The organism is Streptomyces sp. NPDC055189, from assembly GCF_053606765.1.
In genome coordinates this window covers 59,262-80,238 of the sequence record NZ_JBSGSG010000036.1, presented here as the reverse complement: position 1 = coordinate 80,238, position 20,977 = coordinate 59,262, and the positions used below count along the sequence as shown (strand labels likewise).

At 69.5% G+C, this 20,977-nt stretch carries 18 protein-coding genes and 2 tRNA genes; 7 read left to right on the top strand and 13 right to left on the bottom strand.

Translation table 11 applies throughout. The features are described from left to right. Positions 1 to 46 precede the first annotated feature (46 nt). Entirely contained in the window at positions 47 to 1,498 is a 1,452-nt protein-coding gene (locus ACWFR3_RS24595) for a catalase (protein ID WP_453736768.1), read from the bottom strand. 181 nt (positions 1,499 to 1,679) lie between these two features. Between ACWFR3_RS24595 and ACWFR3_RS24590 the strand changes: the two genes are divergently transcribed. The 4 genes from ACWFR3_RS24590 (at position 1,680) to ACWFR3_RS24575 (ending at position 5,122) form a co-directional block, all read left to right on the top strand. Then, positions 1,680 to 2,096, top strand: a complete 417-nt coding sequence (locus tag ACWFR3_RS24590) for a Fur family transcriptional regulator (RefSeq protein WP_361181623.1) — start codon at positions 1,680 to 1,682, stop codon at positions 2,094 to 2,096. Positions 2,097 to 2,272: 176 nt separating this feature from the next. Further along, positions 2,273 to 3,067, top strand: coding sequence for an ABC transporter ATP-binding protein (locus ACWFR3_RS24585; protein ID WP_453736767.1), 795 nt, complete (start codon positions 2,273 to 2,275; stop codon positions 3,065 to 3,067). Further along, on the top strand, positions 3,064 to 3,939 hold the full coding sequence (locus ACWFR3_RS24580) for an ABC transporter permease (protein WP_453736766.1): 876 nt from the start codon (positions 3,064 to 3,066) through the stop codon (positions 3,937 to 3,939). The genes ACWFR3_RS24585 and ACWFR3_RS24580 overlap by 4 nt, the downstream gene beginning before the upstream one ends. A gap of 37 nt (positions 3,940 to 3,976) precedes the next feature. Then, complete coding sequence (locus ACWFR3_RS24575; protein WP_453736775.1) at positions 3,977 to 5,122, top strand: ABC transporter substrate-binding protein; 1,146 nt, start codon at positions 3,977 to 3,979, stop codon at positions 5,120 to 5,122. A gap of 65 nt (positions 5,123 to 5,187) precedes the next feature. On the opposite strand, the gene ACWFR3_RS24570 is transcribed toward ACWFR3_RS24575, so the two are convergent. From ACWFR3_RS24570 to ACWFR3_RS24555, 4 genes are all read right to left on the bottom strand, one after another. Next, positions 5,188 to 5,261, bottom strand: a tRNA-Met gene (locus tag ACWFR3_RS24570). Between the two features lie 268 nt (positions 5,262 to 5,529). Then, complete coding sequence (locus ACWFR3_RS24565; protein ID WP_453736765.1) at positions 5,530 to 7,380, bottom strand: sel1 repeat family protein; 1,851 nt, start codon at positions 7,378 to 7,380, stop codon at positions 5,530 to 5,532. Positions 7,381 to 7,600: 220 nt separating this feature from the next. Then, positions 7,601 to 7,674 (bottom strand) — tRNA-Met (locus ACWFR3_RS24560). Positions 7,675 to 7,724: 50 nt separating this feature from the next. Further along, a complete protein-coding gene (locus ACWFR3_RS24555; protein ID WP_453736774.1) occupies positions 7,725 to 10,646 on the bottom strand; it encodes a UPF0182 family membrane protein in 2,922 nt (973 codons plus the stop codon). A gap of 146 nt (positions 10,647 to 10,792) precedes the next feature. On the opposite strand from ACWFR3_RS24555, the gene ACWFR3_RS24550 reads away from it, so the two are divergent. Then, positions 10,793 to 11,335, top strand: coding sequence for a PPA1309 family protein (locus ACWFR3_RS24550; protein ID WP_453736764.1), 543 nt, complete (start codon positions 10,793 to 10,795; stop codon positions 11,333 to 11,335). An 80-nt stretch (positions 11,336 to 11,415) separates the two neighbouring features. On the opposite strand, the gene ACWFR3_RS24545 is transcribed toward ACWFR3_RS24550, so the two are convergent. The 4 genes from ACWFR3_RS24545 to ACWFR3_RS24530 form a co-directional block, all read right to left on the bottom strand. Continuing rightward, positions 11,416 to 12,504, bottom strand: a complete 1,089-nt coding sequence (locus ACWFR3_RS24545) for a YlbL family protein (RefSeq protein ID WP_453736763.1) — start codon at positions 12,502 to 12,504, stop codon at positions 11,416 to 11,418. 93 nt (positions 12,505 to 12,597) lie between these two features. After that, complete coding sequence (locus tag ACWFR3_RS24540; RefSeq protein WP_453736762.1) at positions 12,598 to 12,768, bottom strand: hypothetical protein; 171 nt, start codon at positions 12,766 to 12,768, stop codon at positions 12,598 to 12,600. Between the two features lie 171 nt (positions 12,769 to 12,939). Then, on the bottom strand, positions 12,940 to 13,404 hold the full coding sequence (locus ACWFR3_RS24535) for a molybdenum cofactor biosynthesis protein MoaE (RefSeq protein ID WP_365820340.1): 465 nt from the start codon (positions 13,402 to 13,404) through the stop codon (positions 12,940 to 12,942). A 108-nt stretch (positions 13,405 to 13,512) separates the two neighbouring features. Then, the gene (locus ACWFR3_RS24530) at positions 13,513 to 14,625 is read right to left on the bottom strand and encodes an SDR family oxidoreductase (protein ID WP_453736761.1); all 1,113 of its coding nucleotides are present in this window, start codon (positions 14,623 to 14,625) and stop codon (positions 13,513 to 13,515) included. A 191-nt stretch (positions 14,626 to 14,816) separates the two neighbouring features. On the opposite strand from ACWFR3_RS24530, the gene ACWFR3_RS24525 reads away from it, so the two are divergent. Continuing rightward, positions 14,817 to 16,280: a zinc-dependent metalloprotease gene (locus ACWFR3_RS24525; protein ID WP_453736760.1), complete on the top strand. Its 1,464-nt coding sequence runs from the start codon at positions 14,817 to 14,819 to the stop codon at positions 16,278 to 16,280. Further along, entirely contained in the window at positions 16,277 to 16,801 is a 525-nt protein-coding gene (locus tag ACWFR3_RS24520) for an NUDIX hydrolase (RefSeq protein ID WP_453736759.1), read from the top strand. Before ACWFR3_RS24525 ends, ACWFR3_RS24520 begins: the two co-directional genes overlap by 4 nt. Before the next feature lie 100 nt (positions 16,802 to 16,901). Here the strand turns inward: ACWFR3_RS24520 and ACWFR3_RS24515 are convergent, their stop codons facing one another. From ACWFR3_RS24515 to ACWFR3_RS24500, 4 genes are all read right to left on the bottom strand, one after another. Beyond that, positions 16,902 to 17,657 (bottom strand): AIM24 family protein, encoded by a 756-nt coding sequence (locus ACWFR3_RS24515; protein WP_453736758.1) that lies wholly within the window; start codon positions 17,655 to 17,657, stop codon positions 16,902 to 16,904. 16 nt (positions 17,658 to 17,673) lie between these two features. After that, positions 17,674 to 18,354 (bottom strand): AIM24 family protein, encoded by a 681-nt coding sequence (locus ACWFR3_RS24510; protein WP_453736757.1) that lies wholly within the window; start codon positions 18,352 to 18,354, stop codon positions 17,674 to 17,676. A gap of 11 nt (positions 18,355 to 18,365) precedes the next feature. Further along, entirely contained in the window at positions 18,366 to 20,075 is a 1,710-nt protein-coding gene (locus ACWFR3_RS24505; RefSeq protein WP_453736756.1) for a TerD family protein, read from the bottom strand. A 139-nt stretch (positions 20,076 to 20,214) separates the two neighbouring features. Beyond that, entirely contained in the window at positions 20,215 to 20,811 is a 597-nt protein-coding gene (locus ACWFR3_RS24500) for a M48 metallopeptidase family protein (protein ID WP_453736755.1), read from the bottom strand. Positions 20,812 to 20,977: the final 166 nt, after the last annotated feature.

The window sequence follows — 20,977 nt, the reverse complement described above, 5'->3', positions numbered from 1 at the left end:
CCCCGAGGGGATCCGGCCCGTCCGCTCTCCTTGCGACAAGCGAAGGTCAGCCGCGCAGGGCCTGGACCGCGGCCTCGAGGCGCTTGCCGAAGTCACCGTCCGCCTGACGGAAGTTGTTGATCGCGCGCTCGGCGATGTCGTCGCGCGAGACCCCCGCGATGTTGCCCGCGAGGTTCTCGATCAGACGCCCCTTCTCGTCCTCGGACATCTTGCGGTAGAGGTTGCCCGCCTGCACGAAGTCGTTGTCCTCGGCGTGCGAGGGAGCCTCGTGGTTGCCCGTGCCGCCGCTGACCGGGGTGGTCACCCAGAGCGGCCGGCCCGTCTGGAACGGGCCGCCGAAGGAGTTCGGCTCGTAGTTCTTCGCACCCTTGTGGCGGCCGTCGTACAGCGCGCCGTCACGCGAGTTGGTGCGCGCCTCGGTGGCGTGCGGGCGGTTCACCGGCAGGTGGTCGGCGTTGATGCCGACGCGGTAGCGGTGGGCGTCGCCGTACGCGAAGAGGCGGCCCTGGAGCATCTTGTCCGGGGACGGGCCGATGCCGGGAACGAAGTGCGCGGGCGAGAAGATGCTCTGCTCGACTTCGGCGAAGATGTTCTCCGGGTTGCGGTTGAGCTCCAGCTTGCCGATCTCGATCGGCGGGTAGTCCTCGTGCGGCCACACCTTGGTGAGGTCGAACGGGTTGAAGCGGTAGTTCGCCGCCTCGGCCGCGGGCATGATCTGCACCTGCACGGTCCAGGACGGGAACTCGCCGCGCTCGATGGCCTCGCGCAGGTCGCGCTGGTGGGAGTCGGCGTCCTCACCGGCGAGCACGGCCGCGTCGGCGGCGGTGAGGTTCTTGATCCCCTGGTCGGTCTTGAAGTGGTACTTGACCCAGAAGACCTCGCCGGCCTCGTTGTTCCACTGGTAGGTGTGCGAGCCGTAGCCGTTCATGTGACGCAGCGTCGCCGGGATGCCGCGGTCGCCGAAGAGCCAGGTGACCTGGTGGGTCGACTCGGGGCTCAGACCCCAGAAGTCCCACACGTTGTCGGCTTCCTGCGAGCCCGTGTACGGGTCGCGCTTCTGCGTGTGGATGAAGTCGGGGAACTTGATCGCGTCCTTGATGAAGAAGACGGGGGTGTTGTTCCCGACCAGGTCGTAGTTCCCCTCCTCCGTGTAGAACTTCAGCGCGAAGCCGCGGGGGTCGCGCACGGCGTCGGCGGAGCCGAGGTTGCCGGCGACGGTGGAGAACCGGAGGAAGGTCTCCGTCTGCTTGCCGACCTCGGAGAGGAACTTCGCACGCGTCCACTGCGAGACGTCGCGGGTCAGCGTGAAGGTGCCGTACGCACCGGCGCCGCGTGCGTGGACGATGCGCTCCGGGATGCGCTCGCGGTTGAAGTGCGCGAGCTTCTCGAGCAGCGCCTGGTCCTGGACGAGCACCGGACCGCCGACACCAGCGGTCTCGCTGTTCTGGTTGTCGGCGACCGGCGCGCCGGCCTCCGTGGTGAGCGGTCCCTGCGTCACGTGCGCCTCCTGCGTCATTTCCTGCAAGTCCTGTCCTTGGGGTTGCCCCGGGCGTCAGCCGATGTCCATGCCCTTGGCCTCTGCCGAACTCGATCCTACGATGGACTTTGTCTAAGTCAAGTAAACATCCAAAGTCACACATGGTCGGGACTTAGGCTCACCGCCTGCTAGGCTGGATTTCATGAGCGACCTCTTGGAACGACTGCGCGGACGCGGCTGGCGCATGACCGCGCAGCGACGCGTCGTGGCCGAGGTACTCGACGGGGATCACGTACACCTGACCGCGGACGAGGTACACGCCCGCGCCGTGGACAAGCTCCCCGAGATCTCCCGCGCGACCGTCTACAACACCCTGGGCGAGCTCGTGACCATCGGCGAGGTCCTCGAAGTCTCGACGGACCGCAGGGCCAAGCGGTACGACCCGAATGCCCACCGCCCCCACCAGCACCTGGTGTGCGCGCAGTGCGGCACGATCCGCGACGTCCACCCCACGGGCAACCCCCTGACCAGCCTCCCCGACTCGGAACGCTTCGGCTTCACGATCGAGGGCGCGGACGTCACGTACAGGGGCACGTGCCCCAGCTGCGCAGGGGCGTAGCACTCTCCCGCCCGCTTGTGGGCAGGCGTTCCGCAGGGCGGAACGGGTGGGCACAAGCCACCCACGGTCCGCAGTGAACAACCAATCCCAGCCAGGGCTCAGCCCTTCCGAAACCTGACGGTGCGTCATATGGTCGGCGGCGCCATTTATCCGCCTGCCCTCCGCAAGGAGACCCCGTGGGAGACCCGCACCCGAAACTAGAGGCCCACGCAGTAACAAGAACCTTCGGCCGCGGCGCCAAAGCCGTGGACGCACTAGGCCCCGTAGACCTGACCGTCGCCACAGGCGAGTTCACCTGCATAGTCGGCCCATCCGGCTGCGGAAAATCAACACTGCTCCGCATAGCCGCAGGCTTACTGCGGCCCAGCAAGGGCCAGTTGAAAATCCGCACCGCGAGCCCGCGCCCCGCCGCGATGATCTTCCAGGACTACGGCATCTACGACTGGAAGACCGTCCAGGCGAACGTCCGCTTCGGCCTCGACATCCAGAAGGTCCCCCGCCGCGAGGCGGACACCCGGGCCAGGGACTGGCTCACCCGCCTCGGCCTCGCGGACTTCGCCGACGCCTACCCCGCCACCCTCTCCGGCGGCATGCGCCAACGCGTGGCCATCGCCCGCGCCCTGGCCGTGGAGCCCGAGATCCTCCTGATGGACGAGCCTTTCGCGGCCCTGGACGCCCAGCTCCGCACGATCCTCCAGGACGAACTCCTCGACCTCACCCAGACCACCCGCACCACCACCCTCTTCATCACCCACAGCCTCGAAGAGGCGATCGTGCTCGGCGACCGCGTCCTGGTCATGTCCGCACGGCCGGGCCGCATCATCGCCGAACACCGCCCGCCTTTCCCCAGGCCCCGCACCGGCGACGTACGCGCGACACCCGAATTCACCGCGCTGAAAGAGGAGTTGTGGGGCCTGCTGCGCGGCGAGGTCGTCCGCAGGGACGCGCAGGACGAGGCGGTCCCGGCATGACGACGGCCACTCCGCGCAAAGCGGCGGACCCCGACGAAGGCCTGCTCGTCCGCGAGCCGGGTCCCCACGAGCTCCACCCCACCCGCACCCACCGCAGGCGCCGCACCCTGGAGATCGGCCTCGCCGTCGCCGTCCCCCTGGCCCTGGTCCTCCTGTGGCAACTGGCCGCCACTCAGGCCTGGATCGACGACCGCGTCTACCCCGCGCCCCAGACCATCATCGAGGACGGCTGGCAGCGCGCGGCGGACGGCGACCTGTGGCCCGATGTCTGGGCCACCCTCAAGCGCGTGCTCGCCGGCTACGCGATCGGTACGGTCACCGGCTACGCGCTCGGCCTCCTCATGGGCTCGCTCTCCCTCGTACGCGCCGCGCTCGAACCGCTCCTGGACGCACTCTACGTCGTACCGAAGCTGGCCCTGCTGCCCGTCTTCCTGAACATGTTCGGCCTCGGGGAAGGCCCGCAGATCGCTCTCGTGGCGGCCACCGTCTTCTTCTTCGTCTGGATCTCGACGATGGCGGCCGTGCTTGCCGTACCCTCCGGCCACCGTGACGCGGGCCAGGTATTCGGCGCATCGCCGTGGCAGATGTTCCGCCACGTCCTGCTGCCCGCCTCGCTGCCCGCCGTGCTCGTCGGCGCGCGGATCGCGGCAGGCGTCGCCGTCCTGGTGATCGTCGCCTCGGAGCAGATCGCGGCGTCGAACGGCCTGGGCCACCTGATCTTCGACTCCCGGGCGCTGTTCCAGAACGACGTGATGTTCGTCGGCATCGTCTGCGTCGCCGTGCTGGGCGTCGTCTTCTCCGAACTGGTGCGGATCGCGGGCAGGTTGCTCACTCCCTGGGCCCCGCGCGACCGCGGCAGAAGCCAGTCATGAGCCAGTCATGAACCATTCGTACGCGTACGGAGGCTCCATGCACACCCGCACCCGCACCACCGCATTCACGCTGCTCGTGGCGGGCTCGCTGCTCGCCTCGGCGGGCTGCGCGAAGGAGGACGACACCACCGACTCGGCCGCGCCCGCGAAGCCCCGTACGGTCAAGGCGGTCGCCGGCTGCGGCAAGGGCAGCTGGACGGATCCGTCCGACCTCGCCGAGGACCGCGCACCCGCCCGCTGCGACAAGGGCGCCCCGGCCCCGCGCCCGCTCGCCAAGGAGCGCAGCCTCACCATCGCCACCGGCACGCTGAGCGCCGAGTACGTCGCGCCTCTCCAAATGGCCGTGAAGAAGGGCGAGTTCAAGAAGGAGGGCTTGGACGTCCACCTCAAGGTGCTCCCGACCCCCGACGCACTCCCCCTGCTCGCCAAGGGAGACATCGACGCCCAGTGGGCCGCCCCCGAGGCCGCCGTCATGAACGGCATCACCAGCGGCTTCACCATCAAGTGGGCGGCCGGGAACTTCTCCCCCGACCCGCGCTCCAAGAGCGGCCTGTGGGTGAAGCTGAAGAAGGGCGAGAGCGCGGACCACGTCCCGATGGCGGGCCGCAAGCTCGGCACCATGATCGGCAAGGGCTCGGTCATCTCGTACCCCATGGGCACGACACTGAAGAAACACGGCGGCGGCCTGGACAAGATCCAGTTCCAGCAGCTGGGTTCGGCGGACGTCCTGACCGCCCTCCAGAACGGCGGCACGGACTCCGCCTGGCTGCTCGACCCGGTCTGGCGCAAGGTCGACGGCGACAAGCAGTACGCGTTCCTGGGCGGCCAGCCGCAGGGCGAACCGCTGGGCGGTCTCCTGTTCGGCCCCAACCTCCTGACGAAGGACCCGGACGCGGGCGTCGCGCTGCTGCGGGCGTACATCAGGACCGTGAACACGTACTTCGCCGGCGACTACAAGGCGGACAAGGCCTTCGTCTCCGACCTCGCCAAGCTCCTGAAGACCGACGAGGCGGTCCTGAAGTCGACTCCGTCACTGCGCATGGACTGGGAGATCCGGTCGGGCACCACGGACCGGCTCCAGGCTGCGTACAAGGCGGCGGGCGTCGCCGAGGGCGACCAGGTCCCGGAGGGCAAGGCGGTGGACCGCAAGCTGTACGAGGAGGCGGTGGGCCACAAGCGGTAGCTGTGACCCACCCCTGAACGCACCAGAGGCCGGGAAGCTAATGCTTCCCGGCCTCTGGCCTTTAGTAGCGGGGACAGGATTTGAACCTGCGACCTCTGGGTTATGAGCCCAGCGAGCTACCGAGCTGCTCCACCCCGCGCCGTTGTGTTGTAAGCGTATGCCAGACGCGACGACCAGCGCAAATCAGTTCCGGCGCCACGCTTTGGGCAGGCGTTCCGCAGGACAGAGCCCACCCTGACCGCCCTGGCTGTGGGCAGGCGTTCCGCAGGGCGATTGGGGTCTCCCCTGCTCGAGCGAAGCCGAGAGCTTGGGGAAGGGTGGGCACAGCCCCCACCGGGCAGCACCCGCCCTCCAACAGCAAGCCAGAACAAGCGCAGGCGCAGCACCGGTCAAGGCACCAGCAGAGGCTACGCAGTCAGCTCCTGCTGAAGCGCCTCACGCAACCGAGCCGCCCGCTCGCTGACCTCAGCGGGCCCGAGCTCAGCCGCACGGGACGCCCACCGCTGCCCCTCAACCAGCTGCCCGCGCCGAGCGTAAAGCAGCGCAAGCCGCAAGGCAGCCCGCCCGTGCCCCGCGTCAGCGGCCCGCGTCCACCAGAGCGCCGCCTCGGGCTCACTGCCCTCACGCGCAAGGAGCAGCCCCAGGTTGAACGCGCCGTTCCGGCTGCCCGCGTCCGCCGCGAGGCGGTACCAATGGGCCGCCTCGACGACATCCCCGCGCCCCGCGGCCAGCATCCCGACCCGGACCTGCGCACGCCGGTGCCCCTGCTGGGCAGCCCGCTCGTACCACTCCTCGCACTCGGTCTTCTCCGCTGCGGGCTCCCCGAGCGCGGGCGGACCCGCGGCGGACCGCCGGGCGTCGAGGACCGTGCCGAGGCGGTACGCCGCCTCCGCGCTGCCGCCACCCGCCGCGCACCGCAGATGCCGCTCGGCCTCCTGCTCGTCGCCGTCCCGCAGCCGCGCGGTGCCGACCTGGAGCGCGGCCTCGGTGTGCCCGGCGGCCGCCGCACGCTCGTACCAGGGCAGGGCGGAGTCCTCGTCGTCACGGGACGCGTACAGAATCCCGAGGTTGAAGGCCGCGTCCACGCTGCCCGCCTCGGCGGCCTTGGAGAACCACGGCTCGGCGCCCGCCGCGTCGCCGCCCTGGAGCAGCAGCACGGCAAGCGCGTTGGCGGCCTCGCGGTGACCGGCGTACGCGGCACGCCTGTACCACTGGTCGGCCTGCACGGTCCGCCCCTGCTCGGCGCAGAGCAGCCCGAGGTTGTACGCGCCGTTCACGTCCCCCGCGTCCATGGCGGCCCTGTACCAGCGCTCGGCGGTCTGGGTCTCGCCCCGCTCGGCGTGCAGCGCGCCCAGGGCGTTCGCGGCGTTCCCGTCGCCGTCCTGGGCAGCTTTCAGCCACCAGACGGCGGCGCTCTCCTCGTCGCCCGCGTCGCGCAGCAGGAAGCCGAGGGCGCAGGCGGCCCGCGCCTCGCCGTCCTTCGCGGAGTTCAGGTACCAGCGCCCGGCCTCCTTCAGCTCGCCGCGCTGCTCCAGGATCGCGCCGAGGTGCAGCGCGGCCCGTCGGTGCCCGCGCGCGGCGGCCTGGCGGTACCACTGCTCGGCCTCGGCGGAGGCGGAACGTGCTCCTTTGGCCTTGCCTCCCCCCTTGGCGGCATCCCGAGCGTCCCCCTTGCCTGCAGTCCTGGCACCGGCGCCATCGGCCGTGGCCCGCCGGTCCAGGGCGCGGGCGATCCGGTACGCGGCCTCGCGGTGACCGCGCTCGGCGGACGCCCGCATCCAGCGCTCGGCGCCGACATCACCGCGGTGTTCGAGGAGGTCAGCCAGGGCGTACGCACCCAGGGCATGGCCCTGCTCGGCGGACTGCCGCAGCCAGTACTCGGCGGCGGGCTCGTCGCCGCGTTCGCGGTGGTGACGCCCGAGCGCGTGCGCGGCCGCGGCGGAACCGGCGACGGCGGCGACCCGCCACCAGCCGGCCGCCTCGTCGGCGTACCCGCGCTGGTGCAGGAGGACACCGAGGTTGTTGGCGGCGGCGCGGTCGCCCTCGGCGGTCGCCGCGCGCAGCAGAGATTCGGCCCCGTCGAGATCACCGCGGCGCAGCAGAAGGCTTCCGAGGACGCTCATCGCGTCGACGTCTCCGGCCTCGGCGGCCAGCCGATGGCGCATCTCCTCGGCGGCCGCCCCGGGATCCTCCCGGTCGGCCGGCTGCACAAACCGCCCTGTCTCCAACAGAGTTGCCTTGTCCCCCATAACGTCCATCGTCGCACCACCTGCAACCTGGGTACACCTGGTATACCGCAGCCAGTGAGGTCACTTCAGCGTTTTGTCGACATGCCCACAGAGAGATAAGTCAAACACAGTTTTCCCAACTCCCCTCGTGCGAGGCACGGTTCGCACAGACCAGCGCACGGCCTCAATGACCCCATCCACACACGACGAAGGCCCGGATCCGATAAGGATCCGGGCCTTCGCCTTCTAGTAGCGGGGACAGGATTTGAACCTGCGACCTCTGGGTTATGAGCCCAGCGAGCTACCGAGCTGCTCCACCCCGCGCCGTTGTGATGCAACCGTACCACGGCGCGGGGAGGGTGTTTCGCAGCTGGTCAGCCGCCCTTCTTGTCGCCGTCCTTGTCCGCGTCCCCGTTCTTGTCGCCCTTCTTGTCGCCGTCCTCGGCCGCCTTGGCCTGGGCGTCCTCGGCTCGCTGCAGGGACTCCTGGAGCTTCTCCTGCGCCTTGCCGTAGGCCTCCCAGTCGCCGTCCTTCAGGGCCTCCTGCCCGTCCTCGAACGCCTTCTGGGCGTCGTCGAGGGCTGCCTGCACCGTCGGGTCGCTCGACTTGGGCGGATCGGTCGGCTGGTCCGTGTCGTCGGCCGGTGGCTTGGTGGTCCCGTCGGCGCCGAAGACCTGGTTGAGGCCGTCGCTCAGGGAGTCCGCGAACGCGGTCTCCGTGCCGTACGACACCGCCACCTTCTTCAGGAGCGGATACGCCGATTTACGTCCCTGCACGTACACCGGCTCGACGTAGAGGAACCCGTCGTCCAGTGGCACGGTCAGCAGGTTTCCGTAGAGGACGTCGGAGTCGGCGCCCTTCATGTCCCGGACGAAGTTGCCGACCTCCGTCATGGAGTTCAGCTTGTTCTGGACCTGTTCCGGGCCGTCCACGTCGCCCGTGACTCTCAGCAGCTTCATCGTGCCGAAGTTCTCACTTCTGGCATCGGCGTCGACCGTCATGAAGGCCCGTAGATTCGGGCGCCCGCTCGGGGTGAACGTCGTCGTCAGTGAGAACTGCTGCTGCGTCTGACCCGGCGTCTTCATGGACAAGTAGTACGGCGGTACCGCGCTGTTGTCCTTCTTCGTCGGGTCGTTCGGCACCTGCCAGGCGTCACTCGCGTTGTAGAACTGGCCGGGGTCGGTGACGTGGTAGAGGGTCAGGAGCTCGCGCTGCACCTTGAACATGTCCTGCGGGTAGCGCAGGTGGTCCATCAGGGCCTTGGGAATCTCGCCCTTGTCCTTGACGGTGTCCGGGAACGCCTTCTTCCAGGTCTTGAGGACCGGGTCCTTGTCGTCCCAGGTGTAGAGCTTGACCTCTCCGGTGTACGCGTCGACGGTCGCCTTCACCGAGTTGCGGATGTAGTTGACCTGGTTCTGCTGGGCCACCACGGCGCGCTGGTCGTCCGACTCGGAGAGCGAGTCGGCCGTCGTGTCGCCGAGCGTGGTCCGCGACGCGTACGGATAGCCGTTACTGGTCGTGTAGGCGTCGACGACCCACTGGATCCTGCCGTTGACCACGGTCGGATACGTGTCGCCGTCGATGGTCAGCCACGGCGCCACCGACTCGACGCGCTCCTTCGGAGTGCGGTTGTAGAGGATCCGCGACCCGTCGCCGATCGCTCCCGAGTACAGCATCTGCGGCTCTCCGAAGGAGACCGCGTACGCGGCGCGGTTGATCGGGTTGGAGAGGTTGACCCCGCTGTCGCCCTTGTAGCTGTAGGTCTTCTGGCCGCCGCCGTCCTCTTCGTAGTCGAGCTCCTTCTGGGGCCCGCCCACGATCGAGTACTGGGTGGTCTTCTCGCCGTAGTAGATCCGCTGCTCGTACTCGCCGAGGTTGCCGCTGGTGGGCAGGCCGGACTCCGTGAAGTCCGGGGCGCCCTTGGAGCCCTTCTTGGTCTCCGTGCCCTTGGCGGTGACCATTCCATAGCCGTGGGTGTAGGCGAAGTGGTCGTTGATCCAGTTGCGCTTGTCGAGCTTGTCGAGGCTCAGCTCACGCAGGCCGACGATCGTGTCCTGGCCGTTGTAGCGGTCCACGTCCAGGGTCTTCGGGAAGCGGTAGTACTCGCGCTCCTGCTCCAGCTGCTGGAACGTCGGCGAGACGATGTTCGGGTCGTTCAGCCGGTAATTGGCTGCCGAGTCCGCGTCCTGGCGCTTCTTCTTGGGGTCCTCGTCGGCCTTGCCCGCGCCCTTGTAGTCCTCGGGCTTCACACCGCTGATGCCGTACGCGTTGCGCGTGGCCGCGATGTTCTTCTCGATGTAGGGCGCTTCCTTGGCCTGCTCGTTCGGAGAGACCTGGAACTTCTGCACGATGGCCGGGTACAGACCGCCGATGAGGATGGCGGAGAGGACCATCAGGCCGAAGCCGATGACCGGCAGCTGCCAGGTGCGCCGCCACAGCGTCCCGAAGAAGAGCAGGGCGCAGATGACGGCGATGCAGAACAGGATGGTCTTCGCCGGCAGGTACGCGTTCGCGTCCACATAGCGAAGGCCCGTCCAGTCACCCGTCGCCTTGAAGTCGCTGGACTTCACGGCGAGGCCGTACCGGTCGAGCCAGTACGCCACGGCCTTGAGCGTCACGAAGACGCCGAGGAGCACCGACAGATGCCCCGTGGACGCCGCCGTGGCCCGCGCGCCGGGGCTGGTGATGCGCAGCCCGCCGTACAGGTAGTGGGTGAGGGCCGCGGCGATCAGGGAGAGCACCGTGGCCGCGAAGCCGAAGCCGAGCAGGAAGCGGTACCAGGGAAGGTCGAACGCGAAGAACGACACGTCCAGCTTGAACTGCGGGTCCTTCTGGCCGAAGGAGACGCCGTTCACCCACAGGAGCCACGTGCGCCACTGGCCCGCGGCCGACGCGCCCGCGATCAGGCCGACGAGCGTGGCGATGCCGAGCAGCAGCCACTTCTTGTACGGCGCGATGCTCATGCGGTACCGGTCGAGGCTCTGCTGCTCCATCGACATGGCGCTCAACGGCGGGCGCAGCCGGTGCGCCAGCCAGATGTTGACTCCGACCGCGGCCGCCATCAGGAGGCCGAAGACGAAGAACAGGCCGATCTTGGTCCACAGGGTCGTCGTGAAGACCGACGAATAGTTGACCGAGCGGTACCAGAGCCAGTCCGTCCAGAACCCCGCGAACATGACGAACACCATGGCCAGTACAGCCAGGATGCCCAGTGTCATGAGCAGGGTCCGGACGCGACGGGACGGTCGGCCCACTCTGATCCGTGGCCCCGTCGGGCCTCCGCCGCGGTCCGGCATCTGGAAAGCCAAGGTGCGCACCTCGAAGTTCGATGTTGATTCTGTTGATCCGTCAGGGCCCTTTGATCGTGGACCCACACCTATGCAACTTACTCACGCTTTACTCGGTTCCCGTTTTGCGGGACTAACGAGGCAGGATTGTGACCATGTCCAACACTCCCATGGCAGCGAGCCCCCTCACCCGTGCCGTGCTCGAGATCGATGAGTACGCGTCCGGCCTCGGCTGGGACCAGCCCGCGCGCCTCTTCGCGCTCGTCGACACGGCGCGACTGCGTACCCAAGAACCCGGCCTCGCCACCCAGCTCGGCCTCGACAACGCCCCCGAAGAACCCGGCCTGACCCCCATCGAGCAGGAGGAGATCCCGGCGGGCAAGCCGCTGGACGAGTTCCTCGGCACCATCGCCTGGCCGGACGCCGTGGCGGGCTGCGCCCTCACGGTGGAGCGCCTGATGCTTCCGCCGTCGGCGGAGACCTCCGTCCCCGAAGGGCTCAGCGAGGCCCAGCTCGCGAAGTGGGTGGCCGAGCACCCCGACCGCCAGGAGGTCCGCATGACGGTCGCGGTGCTCCGTGACGGTGCGCGCGAATCGGCGCTGCGGCTGCGCGAGAAGGACTCGCCGACCGAGGTGCTCACGGGGGCCGACCTGGTTCCCGGCCTCGCGGAGGCGCTGTCGGCCACGTTCGCCGACTGACAGTTCTCGTACTCGTACGCGGGTGGGGGCGCCCCCCGCCCGCGTACTTTCGTCCGCTGCTGCTGCTTCTTCGCCTGCCGCTACTTCTTCACCGTGCACTGCGGCAGGTCGGCGGTGTCGCCCTTGCGGATGTCATTGAGGGCGTCGACGGCGTCGTCGATGGTGTCCACCTTGACCAGCGTGAGGCCGTCCGGGACGTCCTTGGCAGCCGTGGCGCAGTTGTCCTTCGGCGTAAGGAAGTACTCGGCGCCCTTGTCGCGGGCACCGACCGTCTTCATCCCGATGCCGCCGATCGGGCCCACCTTGCCGTTGTCCTCGATCGTGCCGGTGCCGGCCACGAAGTTGCCGCCGGTCAGGTCGCCAGGGGTCAGCTTGTCCACGATGCCGAGCGCGAACATCAGACCGGCGCTGGGGCCGCCGACGTCGGCGAGCTTGATGTCGATGGTGAACGGGAACGTGTGATCGGTGCCCGCCTCGATACCGACGATCGCGCGGCCGTCCTTCGCCTTCTCCGTGGTGATCTTGACGTCTTCCGTCCGGGTCGGCTCCTTGCCCGCCTTCTCGGCGGCGGCCGCCTCCTTGACGGGGACGAGACTGAAGACGACGTCCTGGCCCGGCTTGTGCTTGGTGACCAGCTTGGAGACGTCCGTCATCTCCTTCACGGGTGTGCCGTCGACCTTCCTGATGACGTCGCCCGCGTGGAGCTTGCCCTCGGCGGGGCTGTCCTTGAAGACGGTGGAGACGACGACCTGGGACTTCACCGGGATGTCCAGCTCCCGCAACGCCGCCACCTTGGCGGCCTCCTGGGACTGGCTGAACTCCTCGGCGTTCTCCTGGCTCGACTGCTGCTCGGTCTTGCCGTTCGGGTAGAGGGTCTCGTGCGGCACCACGATGTTGTCGTGGGCCAGCCAGCCGTACACGGCCTCCGCGATGTTCATGTTGTAGTCCGCGCTGGTGACCCTGACCGTCGTCATGTTCAGGTGCCCGGACGCCGGATAGGTCTTGTGGCCGGAGATCTGCAGCACCGGCTCGCCGCCGTGGTCGCCGAGGGTGTTGACCGTGGGGCCCGGGGACATCACCGAGTACGGCACTTTGATGAGGACTCCGGCGCAGAGCAGCGCGATCAGCATCAGGGTGGAGGCGAGCATCGTCGCGGTGCGGCGTGGCATGGAACGACAGTACGGGACCTGCCTGTCAGTGCACCGCTGGGGCCAGTCCGTACGGGGCCTGCGGGCCCTCTCGGCGGCCGCGGGGCCGCCGGCTCACGTGCCGGAGTGGGACTTCTCCATCGCCTCGCGGAAAGCCGCGTAGCCGTTGAGCTCGTTGTTGTCCCCGGTCTTGCCCGACCTGCGGTTACGCGCCGCCCAGCCACCCCAGAGACCTGCACCGACAGCTGCCGCAAACGGAATCAGCAACCAGGCGAGTGACGCCATGTCGACCTCCCGACCCCTTGAGCGACCACAACTGACAGATCAGCAGATTAACCATCCGCTTCGTCAACGCTCACGCCAGGGGTCGGGTTACGCAACCGGAGGCTCTAACGGCCCCCTTGAGCCAGTTGGCCCCGCTGAGCCAACTGGCTCCACGGCAACAGGAGGAACGGGTCAGCAAGCGCCGACCCACTCCTCCTGGCCGTCCGAGAAGCGCTGGTGCTTCCAGATCGGGACCTCGTGCTTGAGGTCGTCGATCAGCTTGCGGCAGGCCGCGAAGGCCTCGGCGCGGTGCGGGCAGGAGACGGCCACGACGACCGCGAGGTCGCCCACCGCCAGGTCACCCACGCGGTGGACGGCGGCCAGGGCGCGGACCGGGAATTCGGCGACGACCTTCTCGGCCACCCGGCGCATCTCGGCCTCGGCCGTCGGGTGGGTCGAATAGCCGAGCTCGTCGACATCCGCACCACCGTCGTGATTGCGCACGGTCCCCACGAAGAGCGCCGTACCCCCCGCCGCGTCGTCTCCGACGGCCCGGAAGACCTCGTCCAGGGAGAGCGGTGCGTCACGGATCGCCAGGAGCCGGATGGGGTCCTGTGCGGCCTGCTCGCCGGGGTGATCGTTCGTGGTGCGTGCCATGCGGCCATGGTGCCGCACGGCACGGACATCACGGAATAGCGCTTTCGCCCGGCACGCGCGCGTGCCGCGTTGGAGCTCTCTACAGGCCCGCGGCCCGCGGAGGGAGCCTCAGATCCGGCGCCGCGCCTTCCGGGCGCGCCGCACCACCGCCGCCGCACCGAGCAGCGCGACCGTCGCACCGGCGGCACCCGCAGCCGTCGCGTCCTTGCGCCCCAGCCGGCGTCCCGCCACGGTCCGGCGCCCGGCGACCTCGTCGAGCAGCTCCGCGAGGACCTCCTCGTTGGTCCACTGCGGCCGCCATCCGGCGTCGTGCAGCCTGCTGACACTGACCACCCACGGGTACATCGTGTACGCGAGGTCACCGGCAGGAGACGGAGTGAGACCGATCCGGTGCAGCCGGGCCGCCGCGCCGAGAGCCACCGTGGAGGGCAGCTCCATGCGCCGGATCTCGCTGAGCTCCTCGACCTCTTCCTGCTCCAGCCACCCGTCGCAGCCGACGGCGAGCTCCCCGTCGACCTTCTCCAGGACGGCGTACTCCAGGGCGCTGCACAGATCCTCGACGTGGCAGAACTGCCAGGCCGGGCGCGAGCCGGCCACGACGAGCAGCCGTGGCGACTCGAAGTACCGCGTGAGCGCGGTGTCCGTGCCGCCGACCAGCACCGCGGGCCGCACCACGGTGACGTTCAGGCCGGGGTGGGCGCGGGGTGCGCGCCGGGCGAGTCGCTCGACCTCCAGGAGGTCTCCGACTCCGGTCGCCTCCGCGGTGGCGCGCAATTCGGCGTCTTCGGAGAGGGGCAGTTCGTTGTCGGACAGCGCTCCGTAGACCATCGCCGAGGTGCAGAGCACGACACGGTGGACGCCGGCCGCCGCGGCGGCGGTCAGCACGGTCTGCGTACCGCGTACGTTGTACGCCGTACGGGCGGCGGCGTCGGTCTCCAGGTCGAGATCGAGCGCGAGGTGGACCACGACGTCCGCGCCCCGCAGCTTCTCGGCGATGGCCGGATCCCGCACGTCCAGGATGTGCCACTGAGCCCCGGCGCACTCGCCCCGCCGCTCGTCGATGGCGACGACCTGCTTGATCTCTTCGGACGCGGCAAGGCGCTCGACCAGCAGAGCGCCCACGCCGGACGCGGCGCCGGTGACGGCGACCACGGGCCCGCGCACGGGGGCCGGGGTGGAAAGGTTTCGCGCTGCGCGAACCTGTGGATCTGGGGAACTCACCAGGCGTCTCCAGCGGTTGTCTTCAGTAGATACGCGAATGACGCGTACGTACCAGGTGGCATCCATCCTGCCGCAGGCCATGAGTCGGCGAAGCACTGAGGCCCGATCCCGTCACGGTGTCTACGCTGGGTGGTGTTGTAAGGCAGCCGCCGCCGGAACAGTACCGGCGGCCTGACGAGCCGAGGAATCCCGTGAGTGACACCCCATTCGGATTCGGCCTTCCGCCGGAGGAGCCGGAGAACGGCGACGAGGGCAAGAAGAAGGACAGCCCCGGAGGGGGACAGGGTGCAGGTGGTGGCCCTGGGAACCCGTTCGGCTTCGGAGGCCTGCCCGGCGCGGGCGGACCCGGCGGCGACAATCCGTTCGCCGCGATGTTCGGCTCGATGAACCCGAACGACCTGGGCGCCGCGTTCCAGCAGCTCGGCCAGATGCTCTCGTACGAGGGCGGCCCGGTGAACTGGGACATGGCCAAGGACATCGCCCGCCAGACGGTCTCCCAGGGGACGTCCGACGGCACCAAGGACGCCAGCGTCGGCCCCACGGAGCGCGGCGCGGTCGAGGAGGCCGTCCGCCTCGCCGACCTGTGGCTCGACGACGCGACGTCACTGCCGTCCGGCTCGGGCGTGGCCGTGGCCTGGAGCCGCGCCGAGTGGGTCGAGGCGACCCTCCCGGTGTGGAAGGAACTGGTCGACCCGGTCGCCGAGCGCGTCGGTCTGGCCATGGGTGACGTGCTGCCCGAGGAGATGCAGGCCATGGCGGGCCCGCTGATCGGGATGATGCGCTCCATGGGCGGCGCCATGTTCGGCCAGCAGATCGGCCAGGCCGTGGGCGTGCTCGCGGGCGAGGTCGTCGGCTCCACCGACATCGGCCTGCCGCTCGGCCCGGCCGGCAAGGCCGCCCTCCTTCCGGTGAACGTCGAGGCCTTCGGCAAGGACCTGGGCATCGCCCAGGAGGAGGTCAGGCTCTACCTGGCGCTGCGCGAGGCCGCCCACCAGCGGCTCTTCGCCCACGTGCCGTGGCTGCGCTCGCATCTGTTCGGCGCGGTCGAGGGCTATGCCCGCGGCATCAAGGTCGACACGGCCAAGCTGGAGGACGTGGTCGGCCAGCTCGACCCGCAGAATCCCGAGCAGCTGCAGGAAGCACTCCAGCAGGGCATGTTCCAGCCGGAGGACACTCCCGAGCAGAAGGCTGCTCTGGCCCGCCTGGAGACGGCTCTCGCGCTCGTCGAGGGCTGGGTGGACGCGGTCGTCCACGCGGCGGCCAAGCCCCGCCTGTCGTCCGCGGACGCCCTCCGCGAGACGCTGCGCCGCCGCCGTGCGACGGGCGGTCCCGCGGAGCAGACCTTCGCCACGCTCATCGGCCTCGAGCTGCGTCCGCGCCGGCTGCGGGACGCCTCGCGCCTGTGGGCCTCGCTCACGGACGCGCGCGGCGTGGACGGCCGGGACGGCCTGTGGGCGCACCCGGACATGCTGCCGACGGCCTCGGACCTGGACGACCCCGACGGCTTCGTGCACCACGAGCAGCTGGACTTCTCCGAGCTGGACAAGATGCTCGGCGAGGCGGCGGGCGGCGGCGCGGCGAAGCCGGACCTCAAGAAGGACACCGAGAGCGCCGAGGACGCCGGGGACGAGGACAAGGGCGACAGCGAGAAGTGAGCCTTCACGACGACGCGGTCCTCGTACTGAAGGGTTACGAGGACCAGGAAGACCTGCGTCAGTACTACCTGGACCACCTCGCCGCGCACCCCGACGACGGCATGTGGAAGGCCTGCACGGACGGCCACGTGACGGCGAGCGCCCTGGTCATCGACCCGTCGCGGGGGCGCGTGCTGCTGACCCTGCACAAGAAGCTGCGGATGTGGCTCCAGATGGGCGGCCACTGCGAGCCGGGCGATCCGACGCTGGCCGCGGCAGCGCTGCGTGAGGCCACCGAGGAGTCCGGGGTGCCGGGCCTGACCCTCCTCGCGGGCGGACCCGTCCGCCTGGACCGGCACCCGATCCCGGGCCCCTGCACACAGCACCTCGACGTGCAGTACGCGGCACTGGCCCCTTCCGGAGCGATCGAGGCAATCAGCGACGAGTCCCTGGACCTGCGCTGGTTCGCCTACGACGAGGTGGCGGGAATGGCCGACGACTCGGTGGTACGCCTGGTGAAGGCCACGAGGGCGCGGCTGTAATACGGGCCCCTGAAAGGGGCGCGGGGAACTGCGCGACCAGCCACAAGCCGGCCCGCAGTTCCCCACGCTCCTGTCACTGCTTCCGCCCCCCGCGCAGGGGCTAGCTCCAGACGTTGCCCTGGTTCTGCCCCCGAGCGCCTTGCTGGCCCATGCCGTACTGGGCCCTGGCGCCCTGCCCGATGACGGCGTTCTGGGGCGGCAGCATCTCGCTCGGCTGGACGAGGGCGTAGCCCTGGCCCATGAAGCTGAGCTCCCAGCCCTCACCGGTGTTGCCGCGGCGCCGCCACACGCCCGACGAGTGCGTCTGTGCCTGCATCTGCACGCGCAGGCCGTTGGACCAGGCGACGATCGCGTCGGCGTCGGCGTTCACGTACTGGTCCGGCGTGACCTGCAGCATCAGCGGCTGGCCCGAGGTCATCAGGGCGACCTTGCCGCGGCCCGTGATGTTGAGCTGGTACTTGCCGGAGCCGGAGATTCCGTACTGGCTGTCCACGGCGATGACCTGGTGGGTCAGGGACGAGTCGAGCGCGAGGACATAGCTGCTGTCCACGGTCAGACCGTCCTGGTCCACATCCACCACGTGGATGTACTGGGCGAGGTTCGCGAGATAGACCGTGCCCTGGCCGTGGCAGCGCATCAGGTCCAGGCCCTCGCCCGTGTGCGCGCGGGCCCGCTGGTTGCCCTGGCTCTGGTACTCGGCGTCGAACTCCATAAGACCCTGATAGGCGACCATGGCGCCCTTGCGGGCCAGGATGTCGTCGTGGCCCGCGAGGGCGACCCGCAGCATCTGCGGGTTCTGGACGGTGTAGCGCTCCTGAGTCTGCTGCTCGGTGTGCGCGAAAAGTGGGCTCTGCATGGTGTGTTGCTCCCCCTCAGCCCCGGGCTCGGAGACGGTCGGTGCTGTCCTCGCTGGGCTGTACGACGACGATGCCCTCTCCGGAGAAGCCCATCTGATAGGCCTCGCCGCTGCCGCGACCGATGAGCGAACCGGCCTTGAAGCTGCGCTTGCCCTTCACCTTGAGGTTCGGGGACCAGGCGATCAGGGCGTCCGGGTCGACGTACGTCTCGTCCTCGCCGCGGCCGCAGTCGACGACGATCGGGGTGCCGCGGGAGGTCAGCGCCACCCATCCCTGTCCGGAGATCTTGACGTTCCACAGGCCCTGGCCCGCGAACTTGGCCATGCCCTTGACGCGCTCGACGCCCCACTGGAGGGAGGTGTCGAAGGCGAGGAGGTTCGTGCCGTTCACCGAGAGCGAGTCGCCCGCCAGGTTGACGACGACGACGTCGGCTCCGTAGTCGGCGAGATAGAGCAGGCCGTCTCCGGAGCACTTCATCAGAGGTGCGCCCTCGCCGGTCATCCACTCCTTCGCGATCTGTCGCACGGCGGGCGGATTGGGCTCGTACTGCACGAACCCTTCGTAGGCGACCATCGAACCCACGCGCGCGAGGAGGTCGTTTCCGCTCTGCATGGCCACCTTGAGCATGTGGCTGCCGTGGTTCTCCATGCGGGCCGCGACCGGTGCCGGGGCGAAGCCCGAGAGTTGCTGATTCATGACGGGCTCCCTCAGACCTCGAACGGCTGGACGATGATGAAGTTGCCGGGCGCGCCCCGGAACTGGAGGTTCACGCTCTCCCCGGTGGAGCCCGCGTACGCGTTGCTGCGCAGCCGCACCTGGCTGGAGACGATCGCCTGGGCCGCCGCCGACCAGGCGACCACGGCGTGGCAGTCGGCGAACGTCGTTGGCGTGACGGGCAGGACGACGGGCACGCCGTGCGTCTTGACGATGACCGTGCCGGAGCCCTGGAACTGCATCACGAACAGCGCGCCACCGGGGATTCCGTGGCCCTCGATCCTGCGCACCTCGTGCTGGAGCGACTCGTCGAACGCGAGGACGTTCTCCGCGGAGACACAGATCGCGTCGCCCTGGAGCTCGATGGGGTGCAGGTGGGTGGCCTCCTCGGCGAGGAAGACCTGGCCGCGGCCGGAGCAGCGCATCAGCTGCATCTCCTGGCCGGTCGCGTTGCCCACCACGCGGCCCGCGAAGCCCGCGCCCTTGTAGCTGAATTCGACCTTGCCCTGGTAGAGCACCATGCTGCCCTGCCGGGCGAGCACGGCCTGCTCGCTGACGCCGAGGTCGACGCGGACCAGCTTCTCGTTCTGCTGCGTCCAGCGCTGGCCGGTGGGTGCCTCGCGGTACGCCGCGAGAGCCGCGGCCACACCGCCGCCCTGCGGAGAACCCTGGGGGACGCCGGCTCCGTACGGGGACGGGGCAGCCGGCTGGCCGGGGAACTGGCCGGGGGGCTGCTGGCCGGGGAACTGGCCGGGAGGCTGCTGGCCGTAACCGGGCGGCATCGGGGCACTGGGCTGCTGGCCGTAACCGGGCGGCGGGGGCGCCGACTGGCCGGGGACCTGGCTGTACGTCGGCTTCGGCTGTCCGTAGGGCTCGGGCGGCGGCGGGGGGATCGTGCCGCCCTGCGGCTGGTTCATCGGCGCCACGATCGTCTGCGCGGCGTGCACCGACGGGTCGCCGGGAGCCGGGGCGGGCGGCGGAGTGGTGCCCTGCGGCGGCGCGAAATTCTGGGCCGGAGCAGGGGCGGGCGCGGGGGCCGGAGCAGGCGCGGGAGCCGGGGCCTGGGGCTGCGCGGGTCCCGCCGGGGCGCCGAACGCGGGCGGAGCGGCGGCCTGGGCGGGCGGCGCGAAGGACGGGGCGCCGGCGGCCGGGGGTGCCTGCGGTGCGGGCTCCTCCTCGGCGACCTCGCCGCCGAAGTTCTTCAGGAGCGCGTCGAGACCGCCGTCGAAGCCCTGACCGATCGCGGCGAACCGCCAGACGTCCTTCATGTAGAAGTCGCCCAGCATCACGGCACGTTCCGTGGAGAACTCCGCACCGTTGAAGGAGTAGCGGGCCACTTCCTCGCCACCCGCGACGATGCGGATGTAGCCGGGGGCGGCCTGCGACATCTGCCCGGCGCCGTCGATCGTCGCGGTGAACGACAGCTTCTGGATCTTCGCCGGAATACGGTCGAGCGTGACCCGGAAGGACTCGGTGTCACCGGCCTGCGCGCCGAGGAGCTGGATGGACTCCTCGGGCGACTTCGGCTGGTTGAAGAAGATGAAGTAACTGTCGTCCGAGAGGCGCTCGTCCGCGTCCAGGCCGAAGCAACTGATGTCGAAGCTCAGTCCGGGGGCGGAGATCTGTACGCCTACGTACAGATCGGTGCCCGCGGTGAGGTCACTGATCTTGGCCTTGTGGCCGCGTTGGAATTCCCTGGCCATACGTAACGACCGTCCCCCATCCCGAATGTAAATGCGTCGCGTCAGGCTAACCGCAAAGTCCGACAGCGGACCAAGCCGGTACAGAGCCGGTACACAACCTCCGTGCCCGGCGGAAGTTCACTCCGCGCGGGCAGCGGATTCACTCGTCGCGGGCGGCCGGCAGATGGGGCAGCCGGTCGGCCGCGACCACACCTTCGAGATACCCACGAGCCCGCTCCGTCCGGGGATAGGCCTCGAGGAGCTGCCAGAAGTCGGACCCGTGCCCGGGGACGAGGAGATGCGCGAGTTCATGGACGAGGACGTAGTCGACGACGTACTCGGGCATGCCCTGAAGGCGGTGCGAAAGGCGGATGCTGCCCTCGGACGGGGTGCACGAACCCCACCGGGTGTTCTGGTTCGTGACCCAGCGAACGGACGTGGGCCTGGCCCTGCCGTCGAAGTACTGCTCGGAGAGGCGCTCGGCGCGCTCGGAGAGCTCCGCGTCGCCCAGGACCCGCTTGCTCTCCTGGGCCGCGAGCTTGTCGAGCATGACGTTGACCCAGCGCTGTTCCTCGGCCTCTGACATGCGGGCGGGGATGAGGACGACGGTGCGATCGCCCTCCCGGTACGCGGAGACTGTTCTGCGGCGGCGGGCGCTCCGTCTGACCTCGACCGCGCTCACCCCGGAGCCGGGTGGCGGCGGGCTGGTCATGCTGCGCTGTGGGTTTCCGGCGCGGTGCAGTGGGTCGGCGGGCACGCCCCGACGTTACCCGCTGGGTGTGGGGGAAGTCCCGCCTCCGGGACGGTTCGGCGGGGTATCGCTCCCCGTGCGATCGATTAGTACGACGAATACCCCATGCCTGTGGACAACGCGCGACGGCTGTCGATCGGGACGGGCATCCTGGCTGTCGAGCGGCGATGCG

Coding starts and splice junctions, on each gene's coding strand:
- ACWFR3_RS24515 (WP_453736758.1), bottom strand. CDS start 17,657: ATGCAGAGCCCACTTTTCGCGCACACCGAGCAGCAGACTCAGGAGCGC.
- ACWFR3_RS24590 (WP_361181623.1), top strand. CDS start 1,680: ATGAGCGACCTCTTGGAACGACTGCGCGGACGCGGCTGGCGCATGACC.
- ACWFR3_RS24565 (WP_453736765.1), bottom strand. CDS start 7,380: ATGGACGTTATGGGGGACAAGGCAACTCTGTTGGAGACAGGGCGGTTT.
- ACWFR3_RS24505 (WP_453736756.1), bottom strand. CDS start 20,075: ATGGCCAGGGAATTCCAACGCGGCCACAAGGCCAAGATCAGTGACCTC.
- ACWFR3_RS24580 (WP_453736766.1), top strand. CDS start 3,064: ATGACGACGGCCACTCCGCGCAAAGCGGCGGACCCCGACGAAGGCCTG.
- ACWFR3_RS24555 (WP_453736774.1), bottom strand. CDS start 10,646: ATGCCGGACCGCGGCGGAGGCCCGACGGGGCCACGGATCAGAGTGGGC.
- ACWFR3_RS24545 (WP_453736763.1), bottom strand. CDS start 12,504: ATGCCACGCCGCACCGCGACGATGCTCGCCTCCACCCTGATGCTGATC.
- ACWFR3_RS24550 (WP_453736764.1), top strand. CDS start 10,793: ATGTCCAACACTCCCATGGCAGCGAGCCCCCTCACCCGTGCCGTGCTC.
- ACWFR3_RS24540 (WP_453736762.1), bottom strand. CDS start 12,768: ATGGCGTCACTCGCCTGGTTGCTGATTCCGTTTGCGGCAGCTGTCGGT.
- ACWFR3_RS24535 (WP_365820340.1), bottom strand. CDS start 13,404: ATGGCACGCACCACGAACGATCACCCCGGCGAGCAGGCCGCACAGGAC.
- ACWFR3_RS24510 (WP_453736757.1), bottom strand. CDS start 18,354: ATGAATCAGCAACTCTCGGGCTTCGCCCCGGCACCGGTCGCGGCCCGC.
- ACWFR3_RS24575 (WP_453736775.1), top strand. CDS start 3,977: ATGCACACCCGCACCCGCACCACCGCATTCACGCTGCTCGTGGCGGGC.